This is a genomic window from Streptomyces sp. NPDC002138 (assembly GCF_040296485.1).
Lineage (GTDB): Bacteria > Actinomycetota > Actinomycetes > Streptomycetales > Streptomycetaceae > Streptomyces.
On the sequence record NZ_JBEOXE010000020.1, the window covers coordinates 55,502 to 70,576 of the forward strand.

Here is a 15,075-nt window from a genome sequence, read left to right on the forward strand (position 1 = left end):
CCCCTGGGTCAGGCAGCCGTCCGGTAGGACGAGGAGCCGGGATGCGACACACGGTCGCGTCCCGGCTCTTCGCGTTCGGCGGCCCCGGCCCGCGCCGCGGCCGCGGCCGCGCTGAGCTGGCGGTCCGTGCGGCGTTCCCGGGCCAGGCCGAGCAGGGCGGGGGCGAGCAGGAGGGCTGCGACGGCGAGGACGGTCAGGTAGTTCAGGAACGTGTTCATGGCTCCACTCTCGCCAGATCGACGGACACCGGACAGTGGCAGGACTGTCATGGAACAGCGAATTACTGCCACACTGGTGGCATGCTGAACAACGTGGCCGTGGCGCTCGTCAACGGAGTCGCCCCCTTCGAGCTGGGCGTCTTCTGCGAGGTCTTCGGGACGGACCGCAGCGAGCAGGGGCTGCCGGTGTACGACTTCGCCGTGTGCGCGGCCGAGGAGGGGCCCCTCGGGTCGGGCGGCGGCGCCTTCGCGATCGTGCCCGCGCACGGCATCGAGCGGCTGGAGGAGGCCGACCTGATCTGCGTGCCCGCCGACCGGGAGGCGCCCGTGCGCGACTACCCGGAGCCGCTGCTGGACGCGCTGCGCCGGGCCGTGGACCGGGGCTCCCGGGTGCTCAGCGTGTGCAGCGGGGCCTTCGTGCTGGGGGCGGCCGGGCTGCTGGACGGGCGGAGCTGCACCACGCACTGGATGCACGCCGAGGCCCTGCGCCGCCGCTTCCCGCGCGCACGGGTGGACCCCGATGTGCTGTACGTCGACCAGGGCCCGGTGATCACGGCCGCGGGCACCGCTTCGGGGATCGACGCCTGCCTGCACCTGGTCCGCGAGGAGCACGGCGCCGAGGTGGCCAACGCCATCGCCCGCCGGATGGTCGTACCGCCCCACCGGGACGGCGGGCAGGCGCAGTTCATCCAGCGGCCGCTGCCGCGCACGGCGTGCGACACCGTCGGCGAGGTGATCGCCTGGATGGCCCGGCACCTGGACGGCGAGATCACGGTGGAACATCTCGCGGAGCGCGCGCACATGTCACCGCGCACCTTCGCGCGCCGGTTCCAGCAGGAGACGGGCACCACCCCCTACCAGTGGGTCCTGCGCCAGCGCGTGCTGCTGGCCCAGGAGTTGCTGGAGGGCACGGACGAGACCGTGGAAGCGATCGCGGGACGCTGCGGCTTCGGGAACGCGGCGGCGCTGCGCCACCACTTCCTGCGCACCCTGGGCACCACCCCCCACTCCTTCCGCCGTGCGTTCCGGGGGCCGCGCGCCGCAGCCTGACCGGAACCAGCCCTTCGTTTGGCTCGATCCTCCACCATTCGTCAAACCCCGTTGACGTACGGTGGTGGCCACCCGGCCCGCACCAGCCGCACGGCGTTCCGGCCCGGACCTCACCGTCATTCACAGGGGTTCCCATGTCTCGTACGCTTCGCACGCTCACGGCCCTCGCCTTCGCCGCCCTGATGCTCGGCGGCACGGCGGCCACCGCCTCCGCCACGGACACGGGCTGGACGATCATCGGCCACGCCCGCCACTGACCGGCCCGGCGCACGCGCGCGAGGCCCCGCTCCTGCTCGGAGCGGGGCCTCGCGCGGTTCTCGGACGGCGGGGCTACGCGTTGGGAACCGTCTCGTAGCGCGGGGTGCCCTCTTCCATCTGGCGCAGCGCGTCCTTGCGGTCGCGCTTGGACAGCCGGTCGATGTACAGGTACCCGTACAGGTGGTCGGTCTCGTGCTGGAGGCAGCGCGCGAAGTAACCGGTGCCCCGCACCTTGATCGGGTTGCCCTGGGCGTCCTGGCCCTCGACCTCGGCGTAGTCGGGGCGGGCCAGCGCGGCGTAGGCGGTCGGGACCGACAGGCAGCCCTCGTTCGAGTCGTCCAGCACGCGGGCGGCGGCGGGCAGCTCGACCAGCTTGGGGTTGACCACGACACCGGTGTGGCGGTTGCCGTCGTCGTCCGGGCAGTCGTAGACGAAGACCTTGGCGTCCACGCCGATCTGGTTCGCGGCCAGGCCCACGCCCTCGGCGGCCTTCTGGCTGGCGAACATGTCGTCGATCAGCTGCGCCAGCTCGTCGCCGAACTCGGTGACGTCCTTGCACTCCCGGTGCAGGACCGGGTTGCCGACCACCGTGATCGGGCGGGCGGTACCGCGCTCGCGGTGGGCGAGCTCACGCTCCGCACAGTCCTCGGTGTCCACGACGTATCCGTCGTTCACGATATCGACGACCTCGTTCTCCTGCTGCGCCATGTCCGCCGTACGCCTTCCCTGAATCACCGATGTGCCTGTGCCGATGTGCCGGTACAGCCTACGGCCCTCATTCAGCAGACTTCCTCGAGATCCCGCCACTCGCGACTGTCCGGGCTGTCCGCGACCCATCCGTCGAGCAGCCCGCGCACCAGTCCGGGCGGGGCCGCGATCCCGCACTCGCGCTCGGGCACCCACAGCGCACCGGAGCCCGTCGTGCGGTGGCCCAGCGGACCGGGGTGGCCGGGCTCGCTGTGATCGTGCGGATCGAGCTGGTCGCCGTCGCCCTCGCCGCTCGGCATCTCGCTCTCGGAGCAGGTCCGGCACAGCAGCCGGACCGAGGAGGACCAGTCCTCGGCGGCGAAGCCCGCGTCCGAGGCCAGCTGCTCCAGGGCGTCGCGGTCGGCCTCGGTGGCCGCCTCCAGCAGCACCACCCAGGTCGGCACCGGGGACGGCGCCCACAGCTCGATCTCGTCGAACACGGGGTACGAGGGACCGGCGGAGGTCACGCGCTCGCCGTGCGGCACCCCGTCGTGCAGCACGACCTCGCCCCAGCGCCGGCCCGAGGAGGGCAGCGGGATCGAGAGGACCTCCATGCGGGCCGGGTCCAGCCTGCGGCCCCAGACCACCTCGGCCTCGCCCTCGGGCGAGAGCCGGACCGCCGCGCTGCCCAGCTCCATGCCGACGGGCTCACCGGATCCGGTGGCCTCCCCCGGCACCTTCAGCCCGTACGCCTGCCAGGCGCGGCGGGCCAGCGGCCAGTCCTGCAGGGCGGTGGCGGCGATCCCCACGTTCCACCAGTCGGGGGCGCCGGACTCGCGGTCCAGCAGGGCCACGGCGCGCAGCCCGGCGGCCCGCGCCTGCTCCCAGTCGTGCCGGAACTTGTGCAGCAGCGCCAGGTTGAACCAGGACTCGGACAGCCAGGGCTCCAGGTCCGCCGCTCTGGTGAGCAGCGCGCCCGCGTCCTCGTACCGCCCGTCGCCGATCAGCGTGAACGCGCGGTCGGTGGCCTGCCGCCACGAGGCGGAGGGCCGATGCCGTACCTTCCCGAAGATCCTCACGATTCCCGCCTGCCGGTCCAACGATGCAACAGTGCAGCCTTGCGGACACTCTCACTTCGCATCCAACCATGCCCACGGATACGACCGCTCATTACCCATGGGTTACCCAGGTCGGCCAGGAACAACTCTGGCACGTCCGCCGCGCCCCCGCCCATCCCGTTTCGGCCGCTCCAGGCGCGCACCATCCCGCCTCGAACTGTTCCGCCGCAAAACGTACGCGAGGCACTCGACGACGTCGGGATGGTGGTCGTGACCCGTGCCCAGGCGCAGCTGCTCCAGGGCGGCCAGTGAGCCGCCCGGGTGACGGTCCCCGCCCACCAGGTCGTCGTAGGCGTTGGCGGTCCGCACGATGCGGGCCAGGACCGGCTGGTCACGGTAGGGATCGGCCTGGCGCTCGACGACCACCGCGACCTCGGGGGGCACCCCGGTCTGGCGGGCCACCTCGCCGCCCAGCACGGCGATCCGGCGGGCCTCGGCGGCGGGCATCGCGGCGGTGGCGCCGGCCGGGACCGGGTCGATCAGCGAGAGCTGCCCGATGTCGTGCATCAGGGCGGCGTACTCCAGCACGGTCAGCTCCCGCTCCGACAGGCCCAGCTCGCGGCCGACGGCGCAGCTCAGGGCGGCGACCCGGCGGGCGTGCCCGGGGCGGGTGTACCCGGCGATCTCGGTGGCCCGGGCCAGCGAGGTGATCGTCTGCCGGTAGGTGGTGCGGATCGCGTTGATCCGGCGGAAGGACATCTGGGTGAGCAGCAGGGGCACGCTCAGGACGGGCAGCGCCCAGAGCCCGGCGACCGCCACGCCCAGGGCCATCACCACGCCGGTGGCGCAGATCGCCGAGCCGATGCCGAGCAGGGCGCGCAGTTCGTCGCGGAGCAGCGGACCGTAGGGCCACCCGGTCCGCAGCCCGGCCAGCGCGGCGGCGAGCACCGCGTCGCACAGGGCGGTCAGGCCGAGCAGGAGGACGAGGAAGAGCACCAGGTACGGGCCCTGGCCGACCCGCTCCTCCAGCCGGCCGGAGTTGTAGAGCGGCTGGAAGCAGGCGGCGGCGAAGCCCACGGTGAGGACCCGGCGGGCCACGTGGTCGAGGGCGGGCCCGTGGCCGCGGGCCACGTGCGCGGCGATCCCGGCCAGGGCGGCCGCGACGACGACCGCGACGGTCTGGAGCACGCCGTGGTGGGTGGGCTGCCCGGCGTTCTGCCCGAGCAGGGCGTAGGCGAGGGCCCCGGCGGAGCCCAGGGGCGCGGGCTGGCGGTCCCCGGCCCGGACCTGCGCTGCCCGGGGGTGCCCGGCCGGGTCGCGGGCGTCACGGGCGTCACGGGAGTCGCCGGAGTCGCGGCGGGCGAGTTCGCCGATGGTGATGAGGATCCCGAAGCAGAGGGCGGTCCCGGGCTCGGTCACCCCGTGCCACAGGGTGTGTCCGAGGGCCACCAGGGTCAGGACGGCCGCCGCCGCGCGGACCGTCCGGGCGCCCCAGGCCCTCACCCGGTCCCCCCGGACGAGGGCCCGGCGGCGGCCCCGCCCGCGTCCGTGTGCGCGCGGGAGTCGCCGCCCTGGGCGGGCATCCCCGACAGGCCGCCGGACGGACCGGGCCGGCCGGGCGGCGGGTGCGGCGCGGGGCCGGGCCCGGGTGCGGGGGCGCGTACGGCCACGGGCGTCGGAGCGGACTGCGGGATCACCTGGAGGTCGTCGTCCGAGGTGACCACGGGACGCCAGCCGTGCCGGCCGATGGCGCGCACCAGGGCGTGGACCATGTCCGGGTCGAACTGGGCCCCCGCGCACCGCTCCAGCTCGCCGAGCGCGGTCGGCACCGGCCGGGCCCGGCTGTAGGAGCGGGTCGAGGTCATCGCGTCGAAGGCGTCGGCCACGGCCACCACCCGGGCCAGCACCGGGATCTGCTCGCCGGTCAGGCCGTAGGGGTAGCCCTTGCCGTCCACCCGCTCGTGGTGGTGCAGGATCGCGGCCCGGGCCTCCCCCAGGAAGCCGATGCCGCGGACCATCTCGTGCCCGTACTCGGGGTGGAGCTCGATGGTCCGGCGCTCCTGCGGGGTCAGTGGGCCGTCCTTGCGCAACAGCCGGGTGGGCACGCCGAGTTTGCCGACGTCGTGCAGGATCCCGGCGATCCGGACCACCTCCAGGCGGTCCTCGGCCATGCCCAGCTCGCGGGCGATCATCGCGGAGGCCTGGCCGACCCGCTCGCTGTGGCCCCGCGTGTAGCGGTCCTTGAGGTCCACGGCCTGGACGAGGGCGCGGATGGTGGCCTGGTGGGCGGCGCGTTCGCGGTGGTACTGGGCGAAGACCCAGCAGGAGATGTACATCGGCAGCAGCACGAGCAGCGCCGCGGGCAGGCCGTACGGGCTGCGCCACATCACGGCCATCATCAGGCCCGCCAGACCGTGCACGCAGTGCGGGGCCAGGGAGCGGGTGAGCGGTCCGCGCCAGGCGGCCGCCGCGGGCAGGCCCTCGGCGGTGGCCAGGACTCCCCCGTCGAGGGCGGTGAGCACCAGGCAGAACACGAGGGCCGCGGCGGCCGCCGGAAGCATCACGTACGGGAAGTCGGCCACCCAGCCGGGACCCGCGGCCCCGGGGTGCGGGCCGCCGAGTGCGGCGGACCCGCCGAGTGCGGCGGGGCCGCCCAGCAGCGCGTACGCCTGTCCGGCGGCCCACGCGGCGATCGCCTGCTGCGCCGCGTGCCACACCCGGCGCACCCCGGCGGGCCGTTGGACCACCGTCCCGGCGAGCGCGCCGGGTGCGGCGACCAGGGCGGCGGCGGAGGGCGGCAGGAGGAAGACGGCGGCGAGGACGACGGGGAAGAAGGACCCGATGCCCTCGGGCACCCGCGCGCGGAGCGGCGGGCAGAGCTTCACCAGCTCACAGCCGAGGTAGAGGCCGCCGAGGAGGGCGACGGCCGGCCAGGGAGCGGCGGAGCCGAGCGGCGCGGGCAGGACACACGCCAGGGCGCCGAGGACGGCACAGAGGATGTAGGCGCGCGCCCCCGGCGGAAGTACCCGCATGGCGCTCTCCTCCCGGGTGCCCGGTGCCTTCGAGCCGGGTACCGGATCGGACCGGTACCGGAAGGGGAGGATAAGTGGAGGCCCGCGCGCGGCGGGCCACATTCTCGCGTTGAGCTGTCCGGGCGCCCCTGGATTAGCACCTTCGGGTGAACGAGGACTCTTTCCAGGGGCGGCGGTTCAAGCGCCCGTTCGACCGGCGGCCCGTTGAGCGGGCGTTCAGCCCGTGGCGGGGCCGGCCGGGCTGGCGGGACTGGCGGGACCGGCCGGGCTCGCCGGAGCGGCGGGACCCGCCGGACCCGCGGTCACGTCGTGATCGGGTACGGCCTGGCCCGAGCGGATCAGCTCGATCCGGCCCATCACCTTCGAGCGCAGGTCCTGCGGGACGTCGTCCGAGCCGCAGCAGCGCTTGACCAGCTTCTTCACGGCCTGTTCCAGGCCGTACTTCTCCAGGCAGGGATTGCATTCGCCGAAGTGCGTCTCGAACTTCGTGCAGTCGCTGTCCGGCATCTCGCGGTCCAGGAACTCGTACAAGTGGTCCAGGACCTCAGAGCAGTCCGTCTCGTGCGGATCTCCGCAGCTCATGAGCCCGAGCCTTTCCGGTCGTTCGACTCCCCCGCGCCCGCGGGAACCAGCCCGCGCTCACGGGCGTAGTCCTCCAGCATTCCGCGGAGTTGACGTCGTCCACGGTGCAGTCGCGACATGACCGTACCGATGGGTGTACCCATGATGTCCGCGATCTCCTTGTACGCAAAGCCCTCTACGTCGGCGAGATAGACCGCGATGCGGAACTCTTCCGGAATGGCCTGGAGCGCTTCCTTCACGTCCGAGTCGGGCAGGTGGTCGAGCGCCTGCGACTCGGCGGAACGCAAGCCGGTCGACATGTGCGACTCGGCGCGCGCCAGCTGCCAGTCCTCGATCTCCTCCGCCGCACTGCGCTGGGGCTCGCGCTGCTTCTTGCGGTAGGAGTTGATGAAGGTGTTCGTCAGAATGCGGTAGAGCCACGCCTTGAGGTTGGTGCCCTCGCGGAACTGGTGGAAGGACGCGTACGCCTTGGCATACGTCTCCTGGACCAGGTCCTCGGCGTCGGCCGGATTGCGCGTCATGCGCAGCGCGGCCGAGTACATCTGGTCGAGGTAGCCGAGGGCGTCCCGCTCGAAGCGCGCGTTGCGCTCCGGGGTCGTCTCCTCCGCGTGGCCTTCGTCGGTCCCAGCGACAGGACCCACCTCCTCCGACTGCGTGGCGGCTCCGAAAGCGGACCCGCTCGAATCGGAGAATAGTCGACCTTCCCGGCCATCCGCCGCCCGAAGGGCGCCGTGCCTGGACCCGGGCAGCACCGTCCACTCCAGGCCGCTGGTGGCATGCGGGCGGTTCTGACTGATGACCTGGGTCATGCGTTCCCTCTCCTGCGGCGAGATCCCGTTCGTTCCGACATCCGGCACAACAGTGGGGCCGGGGCACGGCATTCCCCGGCGCCCGGGCAGTTTTCCCGGGGCGCCGCGACGGCGGGAAAGGGAGGTGCGTCACACGGCCCGGGAATGTGTCAGGTCGCTTCCGCGGCCGGATCTCACAGCGGCAATTCCAGGAGCCATTCGGCCACCGCACCGGTGATCACCGCGAGGGTTTCCTCCTGGGATACCGGCGCCCGCTTCGGCACCGCGAAACCGTGATCGCCGTACGCCACCTCCACCAGCCGGTACGTGTCCCCCGCGCCCGGCGGCGGGAATTCCGCGGGGCCTCCGAAGGGGTCCCGGCCGCCTTGTACCACCAGCGTCGGAATCCCGGCCTCCACCAGCTCCGCCAGCCGGGTCTTCTCGGGCCGGCCCGGCGGGTGCAGCGGGAACGCCAGCGCCAGCACCCCGGCCGCCCCCAGCCCGGCGGCGGTCCGGCAGGCCACCCGGGCCCCCGCGCTGCGCCCGCCCGCGACCACCGGCAGCCCGGGCCCCGCCAGCGCGGGCCACAGCGCCCGCCAGCCCGTGTCCAGCACCTTCGGCGCGGCCGCCACCTTCTTCCCGGCCACCCGCCACGGCTGCTCCACCCGGGCGACGGTGATGCCCCGCGGGGGCAGGGCGGCCGCCAGCGCGGCCAGGTCCCGGGCCTCGATGCCGCCGCCCGCGCCGTGGCCGACGGCCAGCACCAGCCGCGGACGCGCGGCGGGGTGCCAGGTGATCCGGGCCGCGCCCGCCGGGGTCTCGACGCTCTGGACGTGCTGCGCAGGCATGGTCATGCCCCCATCCTGCGGGACGCGTGGGTCGCCGCCCGGCTAGAAGAGCGTGGCTTCCTCGGGCGCTTCCAGCTCCGTCAGCAGCTCGGGGCCGTTGTTGCGGACGCTGCTGACCGCGGTGGAGACGGGATAGGCCCGCATCAGGCCGCCCGGCGGCGGCTCCAGCAGGGCGCGCAGCTCGGCCTCGTCGGTGCGCGCCGGGTCGAGCCAGGCGTCCCAGCGGTCCGGGGTGAGCATGAGCGGCATCCGGGGGTGGATGTCGGAGAGCGAGCGCGGCCCCTCCCCGGTGGCGCCGGGCGCCACGCCGAGCGGGCCGGTCTCGGCCTCGGCGGTGATCACCGAGCAGGTGGCCCACCAGGCGAGCGGGTGGTCGTCGGGCAGGGTCCGGTCGCGCCAGAACTCGTATATCCCGGCCATCGCGAAGACCGAGCCGTCGGCAGGGAGCACGAAGTACGGCTGCTTGCGCGCCCGCTTCTTCTTGCCCTCGACCTCCAGCTGCCGCTCGTCGTGGGCGGTGACCCACTCGTAGTAGCCGTCGGCCGGGACGATGCAGCGGCGCTGCGCGAAGGGGCGGCGGAAGGAGGGCTTCTCGTGCAGGGTCTCGGACCGGGCGTTGATCATCCGGGCGGCGCCCTCGGGGCTCTTGGCCCAGGACGGGACCAGCCCCCACTTCAGGACGCGCAGCTGGCGAACCGGACGCCGCTCGGGCGCGTCTTTCAGTGGACGGTCGAGGACGACGAGGACCTCCTTCGTCGGCGCGACGTTCCAGTCCGGAGCCAGGGCCTCCGCGGGCTCCCACCGCTCCACGCCGAACACGGCCGCCAGGTCCTCCGGCCCACGACTCGCTGCAAACCTTCCGCACATGGCTGCCAGACTGCCATGACACCCGATCACCACCGCAAGGAGCCGGCACCTCCGTGGAAAATACGTACAGCATCTCGGCGGGCAGCCTGTGGGACCGGCTCACCGGTATACAGGCGGCGCCCGCGACCTGGCTGGTGATCACCACGGCCGTCGTCGCGCTGGCCGCGGTGGCGCCCCGCCCGCTCTGGCTCCTCTCCCGCAACGCCGTGACCATCGCGCACGAGGGCGGGCACGGACTGATCGCCGTGCTCACCGGGCGCCGGCTCGACGGGATCCGGCTGCATTCGGACACGAGCGGGCTGACGGTCAGCCGGGGCAGGCCCAGCGGGATCGGCATGATCCTGACGGCCGCCGCCGGGTACACCGCGCCGTCCCTGCTGGGCCTCGGCGGGGCCTGGCTGCTGGCCGCGCACCGGATCACCCTGCTGTTGTGGGTGGCCACCGCGCTGCTGCTGGCGATGCTGGTGATGATCCGCAACGCGTACGGGGTGCTGACGGTCTTCCTCTGCGGCGGGGCGTTCCTGCTGGTGTCCTGGCTGGCTCCGGCGGAGGTGCAGGCGGCGTTCGCGTACGGAGTGGTGTGGTTCCTGCTGCTGGGCGGCGTACGTCCGGTCTTCGAGCTGCAGCACAAGCGGCGCGGTGGCGGGGCGCCGGACTCCGACGCGGACCAGCTCGGCCGGCTCACGCACGTGCACCCGGTGATGTGGCTCCTCCTCTTCCACGCCGTCGCGCTGTGCTCGCTGATCGGCGGCGGACGCTGGCTGCTGGGGCTGTGAGCCGGGGCGCGCGGCCGCGCGCGCCGCGGCCGCCGGTGCCCGTCCGGTGAGACCCGCCCCCTGATCAAGATCTGGGGCGCGCCCGACCAACTAAAGTGAGGGCCATGACCGACACCCCCGCGCCGTCCGCCCTCTGGCCCGCCCCGCTCGCCGACGGGCCCGTCCGGGCCACCGTCACCGTCCCCGGGTCCAAATCGGTCACCAACCGGGCCCTGGTGCTGGCCGCGCTGTCCGCCGAGCCCGGCTGGGTGCGCCGGCCGCTGCGGTCGCGGGACTCCCAGCTGATGGCGGACTCGCTGCGGGCGATGGGCGTGGGCATCGAGGAGACGGTCTCCTCCAGCTCCGCCGGCGGGGGCGAGACCGGCGAGGCGTGGCGGATCATCCCGGCCACCCTGCACGGCCCGGCCACGGTGGACGTCGGCAACGCGGGCACGGTCATGCGCTTCCTGCCGCCCGTGGCCACCCTCGCCGCGGGCGACATCCGGTTCGACGGCGACCCGCGGTCCTACGAGCGCCCGCTCGGCGAGGTCATCAACGCGCTGCGCGCCCTGGGCGCCCGGATCGAGGACGACGGGCGCGGCGCGCTGCCGCTGACCGTCCACGGCGGCGGCGCCCTGGAGGGCGGCTCGGTCGAGATCGACGCCAGCAACTCCTCGCAGTTCGTCTCCGCGCTGCTGCTCTCCGCCCCGCGGTTCAACCAGGGCGTCGAGGTCCGGCACGTGGGCGGCAACCTGCCGTCGATGCCGCACATCCGCATGACGGTGGAGATGCTCCGCGCCGCCGGTGCGCAGGTGGACACCCCCGAGTCGGGCGGCGAGAAGGACGTGTGGCGGGTGACGCCCGGCGCGCTGCTGGGCCGCGACATGGTCGTCGAGCCGGACCTGTCGAACGCGCAGCCCTTCATGGCGGCCGCGCTGATCAGCGGCGGCACGGTGACCATCCCCGACTGGCCGCGGCGCACCACGCAGCCCGGCGACGCGCTGCGCGCGATCTTCACCGAGATGGGCGGCTCGTGCGAGCTGACCGACGCGGGCCTGGTCTTCACCGGCACGGGCAAGATCCACGGCATCGACGTGGACCTCGGTGACGTCGGCGAGCTGACCCCGGGTGTCGCGGCGGTGGCCGCGCTGGCCGACTCCGAGTCGGTCCTGCGCGGGGTCCAGCACCTGCGGATGCACGAGACGGACCGCCTGGCGGCCCTGACCGCGGAGATCAACGGGCTGGGCGGCGACGTCACCGAGACCGCCGACGGCCTGCGCATCCGCCCGCGCCCGCTGCGCGGCGGGACCTTCCACACCTACGACGACCACCGGATGGCCACCGCGGGTGCGGTGATCGGCCTCGCGGTGCCGGGCGTGATGATCGAGAACGTGGCCACGACCGCGAAGACGCTGCCGGACTTCCCGACGATGTGGGCAGAGATGCTGTCGGGAGCGGGAGCGTAGGGGCCGTCATGCGCAGGTACGGCAAGCACACCGACGAGGACGACATCCGCCAGCGGCCCAACCCCAAGGGCAACCGGCCGCGGACCAACATCCGCCCCAAGCACGAGGACGCCGCCGAGGGCTTCGTCCTGACCGTGGACCGGGGCCGGCTGACCTGCCTGGTCGACGGCCGGACGATCCACGCGATGAAGTCCCGCGAGCTGGGCCGCAAGGCCGCGGTGGTCGGGGACCGGGTCTGGATCGTCGGCGATCTGACGGGCAAGAAGGACACCCTGGCCCGGATCGTGCGGATCGAGGAGCGCAAGTCGGTGCTGCGCCGCACCGCCGACGACGACGATCCGTACGAGCGCGTGGTCGTCGCCAACGCCGACCAGCTGGCCATCGTGACCGCCCTGGCGGACCCGGAGCCGCGGCCCCGGATGATCGACCGCTGCCTGGTGGCCGCGTACGACGCGGGGCTGGAACCGCTGCTGGTGCTCACCAAGTCGGACCTGACCTCCGCGGACAAGATCCTGGAGATCTACTCGACCTTCGGCCTGAACTACGTCGTCACCAACCGCGAGGAGCTGGCGACCGGCGACGCGGCCGAGCGCGTGCGCGAGCGGCTGAACGGCCGGATCACCGCCTTCGTCGGGCATTCGGGCGTCGGCAAGACCACCCTGGTGAACTCGCTGGTCGCCGAGGGCCGCCAGCGCGCCACGGGCGTGGTCAACGCGGTCACCGGCCGCGGCCGGCACACCACCACCTCGGCGCTCGCGCTGCCGCTGCCGGGCGGGGACGGCTGGGTCATCGACACCCCGGGCGTGCGCTCCTTCGGCCTGCACCACGTGGATCCGTCCCGGGTGATCCTGGCCTTCCCGGAGCTGGTGCCGGGCACCGAGGGCTGCCCGCGCGCGTGCAGTCACGACGAGGCGGACTGCGCGCTGGACCAGTGGGTGGAGGACGGTCACGCGGATCCGGCGCGGCTGTACTCGCTGCGGCGGCTGCTGGAGACGCGCGAGCGCCGCGAGGGCGACTGACCGGCGGGGTTTGCCGGGCGCCATGTCTGGTAAATGCATAATCGCACCAAGTGGCTTCGGCGTGAGCCGGGCCGCACCAGCGCGGGGAGGCATTCGACATGGCGTGGCTGCTCGTCGTGGTCGCGGGAATCCTGGAGACCGGTTTCGCGGTCTGCCTCAAGCTCTCCCACGGGTTCACCCGGCTGTGGCCGACCATCGCCTTCGCGTGCTTCGCGCTGGGCAGTTTCGGTCTGCTCACCCTGGCCCTGAAGAAGCTCGACGTCGGCCCGGCCTACGCGGTGTGGACGGGCATCGGCGCGGCCGGCACCGCCATCTACGGCATGATCTTCCTGGGCGACCTGGTCTCCACCCTCAAACTCGTCTCGATCTCGCTGGTCATCCTCGGCGTCATCGGCCTCCAGCTGTCCGGTTCGACGCACTGAGCCCCAGCCCCAGCAGGTCCTTCATGGGCGAGTCCCCGGCGGGCGCGACCACGTAGGACAGCGCGAGGCGGACGACCAGCTCGCAGCGGTACGCGCCCCACTCCCCCGGCGCCAGCGCGGCGGCGGCCCGGTCCCGGACCACCCGCGTCAGCTCCTCCGGCCGCGGCCCGGGCACGAGCAGCGGGAGCCGGGCGTCCCAGCATCCGGTGAGCAGGGCCCGTAACAGCGGGCGCGCGCGGGCGGAGAGCACGGTCCAGTCCGCCAGCGCCGCCAGCCGCTCGCGCGCGCCGTCCTCGACGCCGAGCACCCGGTCCACCCCGGCGAGGTACCGGTCGGTCTCGCGGCGGACCAGGGCCCGGCCCAGGCCGTCCTTGCCGCCGAACTCGTTGTAGAGCGTCTGCCGGGACACCCCGGCCGCGGCGGCCACCTCGACCATCCGCACGACCGGCCACGGGCGCGCCGCGAGGGCCGCTCCCGCCGCCTCAAGCAAGGACTCCCGCGCTGCCGGCATCTTCGCCTCCGCTCGTCTGTCCGTCAGGGTTGACGCGTGCGAAGACCCTGTCAAGAGCGGCCGTCGGCCGCCCCGCCGGACCGGGCGGCGAGCGGCCGTGGACACCGTTGGTCCGGCCGATCCGATCTCGATACTGTTCGGCCATGCCCGAGTATGACGATGATCTGCGCCTTGCCCACGAGCTGGCCGACGCCGCCGACGTGGCCACGATGGCCCGCTTCCAGGCCCTCGACCTCGAGGTCGAGACCAAGCCCGACATGACTCCCGTGAGCGAGGCCGACAAGGCCGCGGAGGAGCTCATCCGCGCGGGCATCCTGGCCGCGCGGCCCCGGGACGCCATCCTCGGCGAGGAGTACGGGGTCGAGGGCACGGGCCCCCGGCGCTGGGTCGTCGACCCGATCGACGGGACGAAGAACTACGTGCGCGGGGTCCCGGTGTGGGCCACGCTGATCTCCCTGATGGTGGAGGGCGCGGACGGCACCTGGCGGCCGGTGGTCGGCGTGGTGTCCGCGCCCGCGCTGGGCCGCCGCTGGTGGGCCGCCGAGGGCGGCGGGGCCTACACGGGCCGCGGCCTCGCGGACGGGACCCGGATCGGGGTCTCCAAGGTGGGCTCGCTGGCGGACGCCTCCTTCGCCTACGCCTCGCTGGGCGGCTGGGAGGAGCGCGGGCTGCTGCCCGGGTTCTTGGACCTGACCCGCGAGGTGTGGCGGACCCGGGCGTACGGCGACTTCTGGCCGTACATGCTCGTGGCCGAGGGCGCCGTGGACATCTGTGCGGAGCCGGAGCTGTCGCTGTGGGACATGGCGGCGAACGCGATCGTCGTGCAGGAGGCGGGGGGCCGGTTCACCGGCCTGGACGGGGTGGACGGCGTACACGGCGGGAACGCGGCGGCGTCGAACGGCATCCTGCACGATGAGCTGCTCGGGTACTTGCGCCCGCACGACTGAGTGCGCCCCCTTGATGACACTCCGTGTCCGTGGGAATCTGGGGCTCCTCCGCTTGTGGGTTTGTGAACCGAGTTCGCGGACCGGGCGGGGGGTCTCACCCCTAGGAGGTGGCTGTCTTCATGCTTGTCCGTGACGCCATGAGCACCCTGATCCTCACCCTCGGCCCCACCCACACCCTCCGGCAGGCCGCGACCCTGATGTCCGGCCGGCACGTCGGCGCGGCCGTCGTCCTCGACCCGGAGCACAGCGGAATCGGCATCCTGACCGAACGTGACATCCTCAATTCGATCGGCGCGGGGCACGACCCCGACCGCGAGATCCTGAGCGCGCACGCCACCACCGACGTGGTGTTCTGCACTCCCGAAGCCACCCTGAACGAAGCCGCCGAGGCCATGGTCACCGGCGGCTTCCGGCATCTGATCGTGCTGGAGAACGGCGGTCCGGTGGGCATCGTGTCGGTGCGCGACATCATCCGGTGCTGGCTGCCGCAGCGCCGTACGATCCTGCCCTCCCCTTCCCCCTCGCCCTTGCGCTGAGCCCGGCCGCGCCCGGGGAAAGCCGACGGGC

General features: G+C 73.5%; 18 protein-coding genes. 8 read left to right on the top strand and 10 right to left on the bottom strand.

Features of this window, described 5'->3' with window-relative positions; all coding sequences use genetic code 11:
• Nucleotides 1-8: 8 nt before the first annotated feature.
• Nucleotides 9-218: a hypothetical protein gene (locus ABT084_RS15615; RefSeq protein WP_351043208.1), complete on the bottom strand. Its 210-nt coding sequence runs from the start codon at nucleotides 216-218 to the stop codon at nucleotides 9-11.
• A gap of 81 nt (nucleotides 219-299) precedes the next feature.
• Here ABT084_RS15615 and ABT084_RS15620 point away from each other — a divergent pair, with 81 nt between their 5' ends.
• Complete coding sequence (locus tag ABT084_RS15620) at nucleotides 300-1,268, top strand: helix-turn-helix domain-containing protein (protein WP_351043211.1); 969 nt, start codon at nucleotides 300-302, stop codon at nucleotides 1,266-1,268.
• A 134-nt stretch (nucleotides 1,269-1,402) separates the two neighbouring features.
• Entirely contained in the window at nucleotides 1,403-1,525 is a 123-nt protein-coding gene (locus ABT084_RS15625; protein WP_351043214.1) for a hypothetical protein, read from the top strand.
• Between the two features lie 73 nt (nucleotides 1,526-1,598).
• Here the strand turns inward: ABT084_RS15625 and def are convergent, their stop codons facing one another.
• The 8 genes from def to ABT084_RS15665 all read right to left on the bottom strand — a co-directional run bounded on the left by def (nucleotide 1,599) and on the right by ABT084_RS15665 (nucleotide 9,388).
• Entirely contained in the window at nucleotides 1,599-2,234 is a 636-nt protein-coding gene (gene def, locus ABT084_RS15630; protein ID WP_351043217.1) for a peptide deformylase, read from the bottom strand.
• A 71-nt stretch (nucleotides 2,235-2,305) separates the two neighbouring features.
• A complete protein-coding gene (locus ABT084_RS15635) occupies nucleotides 2,306-3,292 on the bottom strand; it encodes a tetratricopeptide repeat protein (protein ID WP_351043220.1) in 987 nt (328 codons plus the stop codon).
• A gap of 102 nt (nucleotides 3,293-3,394) precedes the next feature.
• Nucleotides 3,395-4,774 (bottom strand): HD-GYP domain-containing protein, encoded by a 1,380-nt coding sequence (locus ABT084_RS15640; RefSeq protein WP_351043223.1) that lies wholly within the window; start codon nucleotides 4,772-4,774, stop codon nucleotides 3,395-3,397.
• Entirely contained in the window at nucleotides 4,771-6,303 is a 1,533-nt protein-coding gene (locus tag ABT084_RS15645) for an HD-GYP domain-containing protein (RefSeq protein ID WP_351043226.1), read from the bottom strand. Before ABT084_RS15645 ends, ABT084_RS15640 begins: the two co-directional genes overlap by 4 nt.
• A gap of 216 nt (nucleotides 6,304-6,519) precedes the next feature.
• Nucleotides 6,520-6,885, bottom strand: coding sequence for a mycothiol system anti-sigma-R factor (gene rsrA / locus ABT084_RS15650; RefSeq protein ID WP_351043229.1), 366 nt, complete (start codon nucleotides 6,883-6,885; stop codon nucleotides 6,520-6,522).
• Nucleotides 6,882-7,526, bottom strand: a complete 645-nt coding sequence (locus ABT084_RS15655; RefSeq protein WP_030709911.1) for a sigma-70 family RNA polymerase sigma factor — start codon at nucleotides 7,524-7,526, stop codon at nucleotides 6,882-6,884. The genes rsrA and ABT084_RS15655 overlap by 4 nt, the downstream gene beginning before the upstream one ends.
• 341 nt (nucleotides 7,527-7,867) lie before the next feature.
• Entirely contained in the window at nucleotides 7,868-8,527 is a 660-nt protein-coding gene (locus ABT084_RS15660) for an alpha/beta hydrolase family protein (RefSeq protein ID WP_351043232.1), read from the bottom strand.
• A 36-nt stretch (nucleotides 8,528-8,563) separates the two neighbouring features.
• Nucleotides 8,564-9,388 carry an SOS response-associated peptidase gene (locus ABT084_RS15665; RefSeq protein ID WP_351043235.1) on the bottom strand — a complete coding sequence of 275 codons (825 nt, stop codon included), beginning with the start codon at nucleotides 9,386-9,388 and terminating at the stop codon, nucleotides 8,564-8,566.
• A gap of 53 nt (nucleotides 9,389-9,441) precedes the next feature.
• On the opposite strand from ABT084_RS15665, the gene ABT084_RS15670 reads away from it, so the two are divergent.
• The 4 genes from ABT084_RS15670 (at nucleotide 9,442) to ABT084_RS15685 (ending at nucleotide 13,050) form a co-directional block, all read left to right on the top strand.
• On the top strand, nucleotides 9,442-10,164 hold the full coding sequence (locus ABT084_RS15670; protein ID WP_502968943.1) for a M50 family metallopeptidase: 723 nt from the start codon (nucleotides 9,442-9,444) through the stop codon (nucleotides 10,162-10,164).
• A 104-nt stretch (nucleotides 10,165-10,268) separates the two neighbouring features.
• On the top strand, nucleotides 10,269-11,609 hold the full coding sequence (aroA, locus tag ABT084_RS15675; protein ID WP_351043238.1) for a 3-phosphoshikimate 1-carboxyvinyltransferase: 1,341 nt from the start codon (nucleotides 10,269-10,271) through the stop codon (nucleotides 11,607-11,609).
• An 8-nt stretch (nucleotides 11,610-11,617) separates the two neighbouring features.
• Nucleotides 11,618-12,628: a ribosome small subunit-dependent GTPase A gene (gene rsgA / locus ABT084_RS15680; protein WP_351043241.1), complete on the top strand. Its 1,011-nt coding sequence runs from the start codon at nucleotides 11,618-11,620 to the stop codon at nucleotides 12,626-12,628.
• Between the two features lie 98 nt (nucleotides 12,629-12,726).
• The gene (locus tag ABT084_RS15685; protein ID WP_351043244.1) at nucleotides 12,727-13,050 is read left to right on the top strand and encodes a DMT family transporter; all 324 of its coding nucleotides are present in this window, start codon (nucleotides 12,727-12,729) and stop codon (nucleotides 13,048-13,050) included.
• Here ABT084_RS15685 and ABT084_RS15690 read toward each other — a convergent pair.
• Nucleotides 13,016-13,561, bottom strand: coding sequence for a TetR/AcrR family transcriptional regulator (locus ABT084_RS15690; RefSeq protein WP_351043247.1), 546 nt, complete (start codon nucleotides 13,559-13,561; stop codon nucleotides 13,016-13,018). The two genes, ABT084_RS15685 and ABT084_RS15690, sit on opposite strands and share 35 nt — an antisense overlap.
• 143 nt (nucleotides 13,562-13,704) lie before the next feature.
• Here ABT084_RS15690 and hisN point away from each other — a divergent pair, with 143 nt between their 5' ends.
• The gene (gene hisN, locus ABT084_RS15695) at nucleotides 13,705-14,508 is read left to right on the top strand and encodes a histidinol-phosphatase (RefSeq protein WP_351043250.1); all 804 of its coding nucleotides are present in this window, start codon (nucleotides 13,705-13,707) and stop codon (nucleotides 14,506-14,508) included.
• 119 nt (nucleotides 14,509-14,627) lie between these two features.
• Entirely contained in the window at nucleotides 14,628-15,044 is a 417-nt protein-coding gene (locus ABT084_RS15700) for a CBS domain-containing protein (RefSeq protein WP_351043253.1), read from the top strand.
• Nucleotides 15,045-15,075 lie beyond the last annotated feature (31 nt).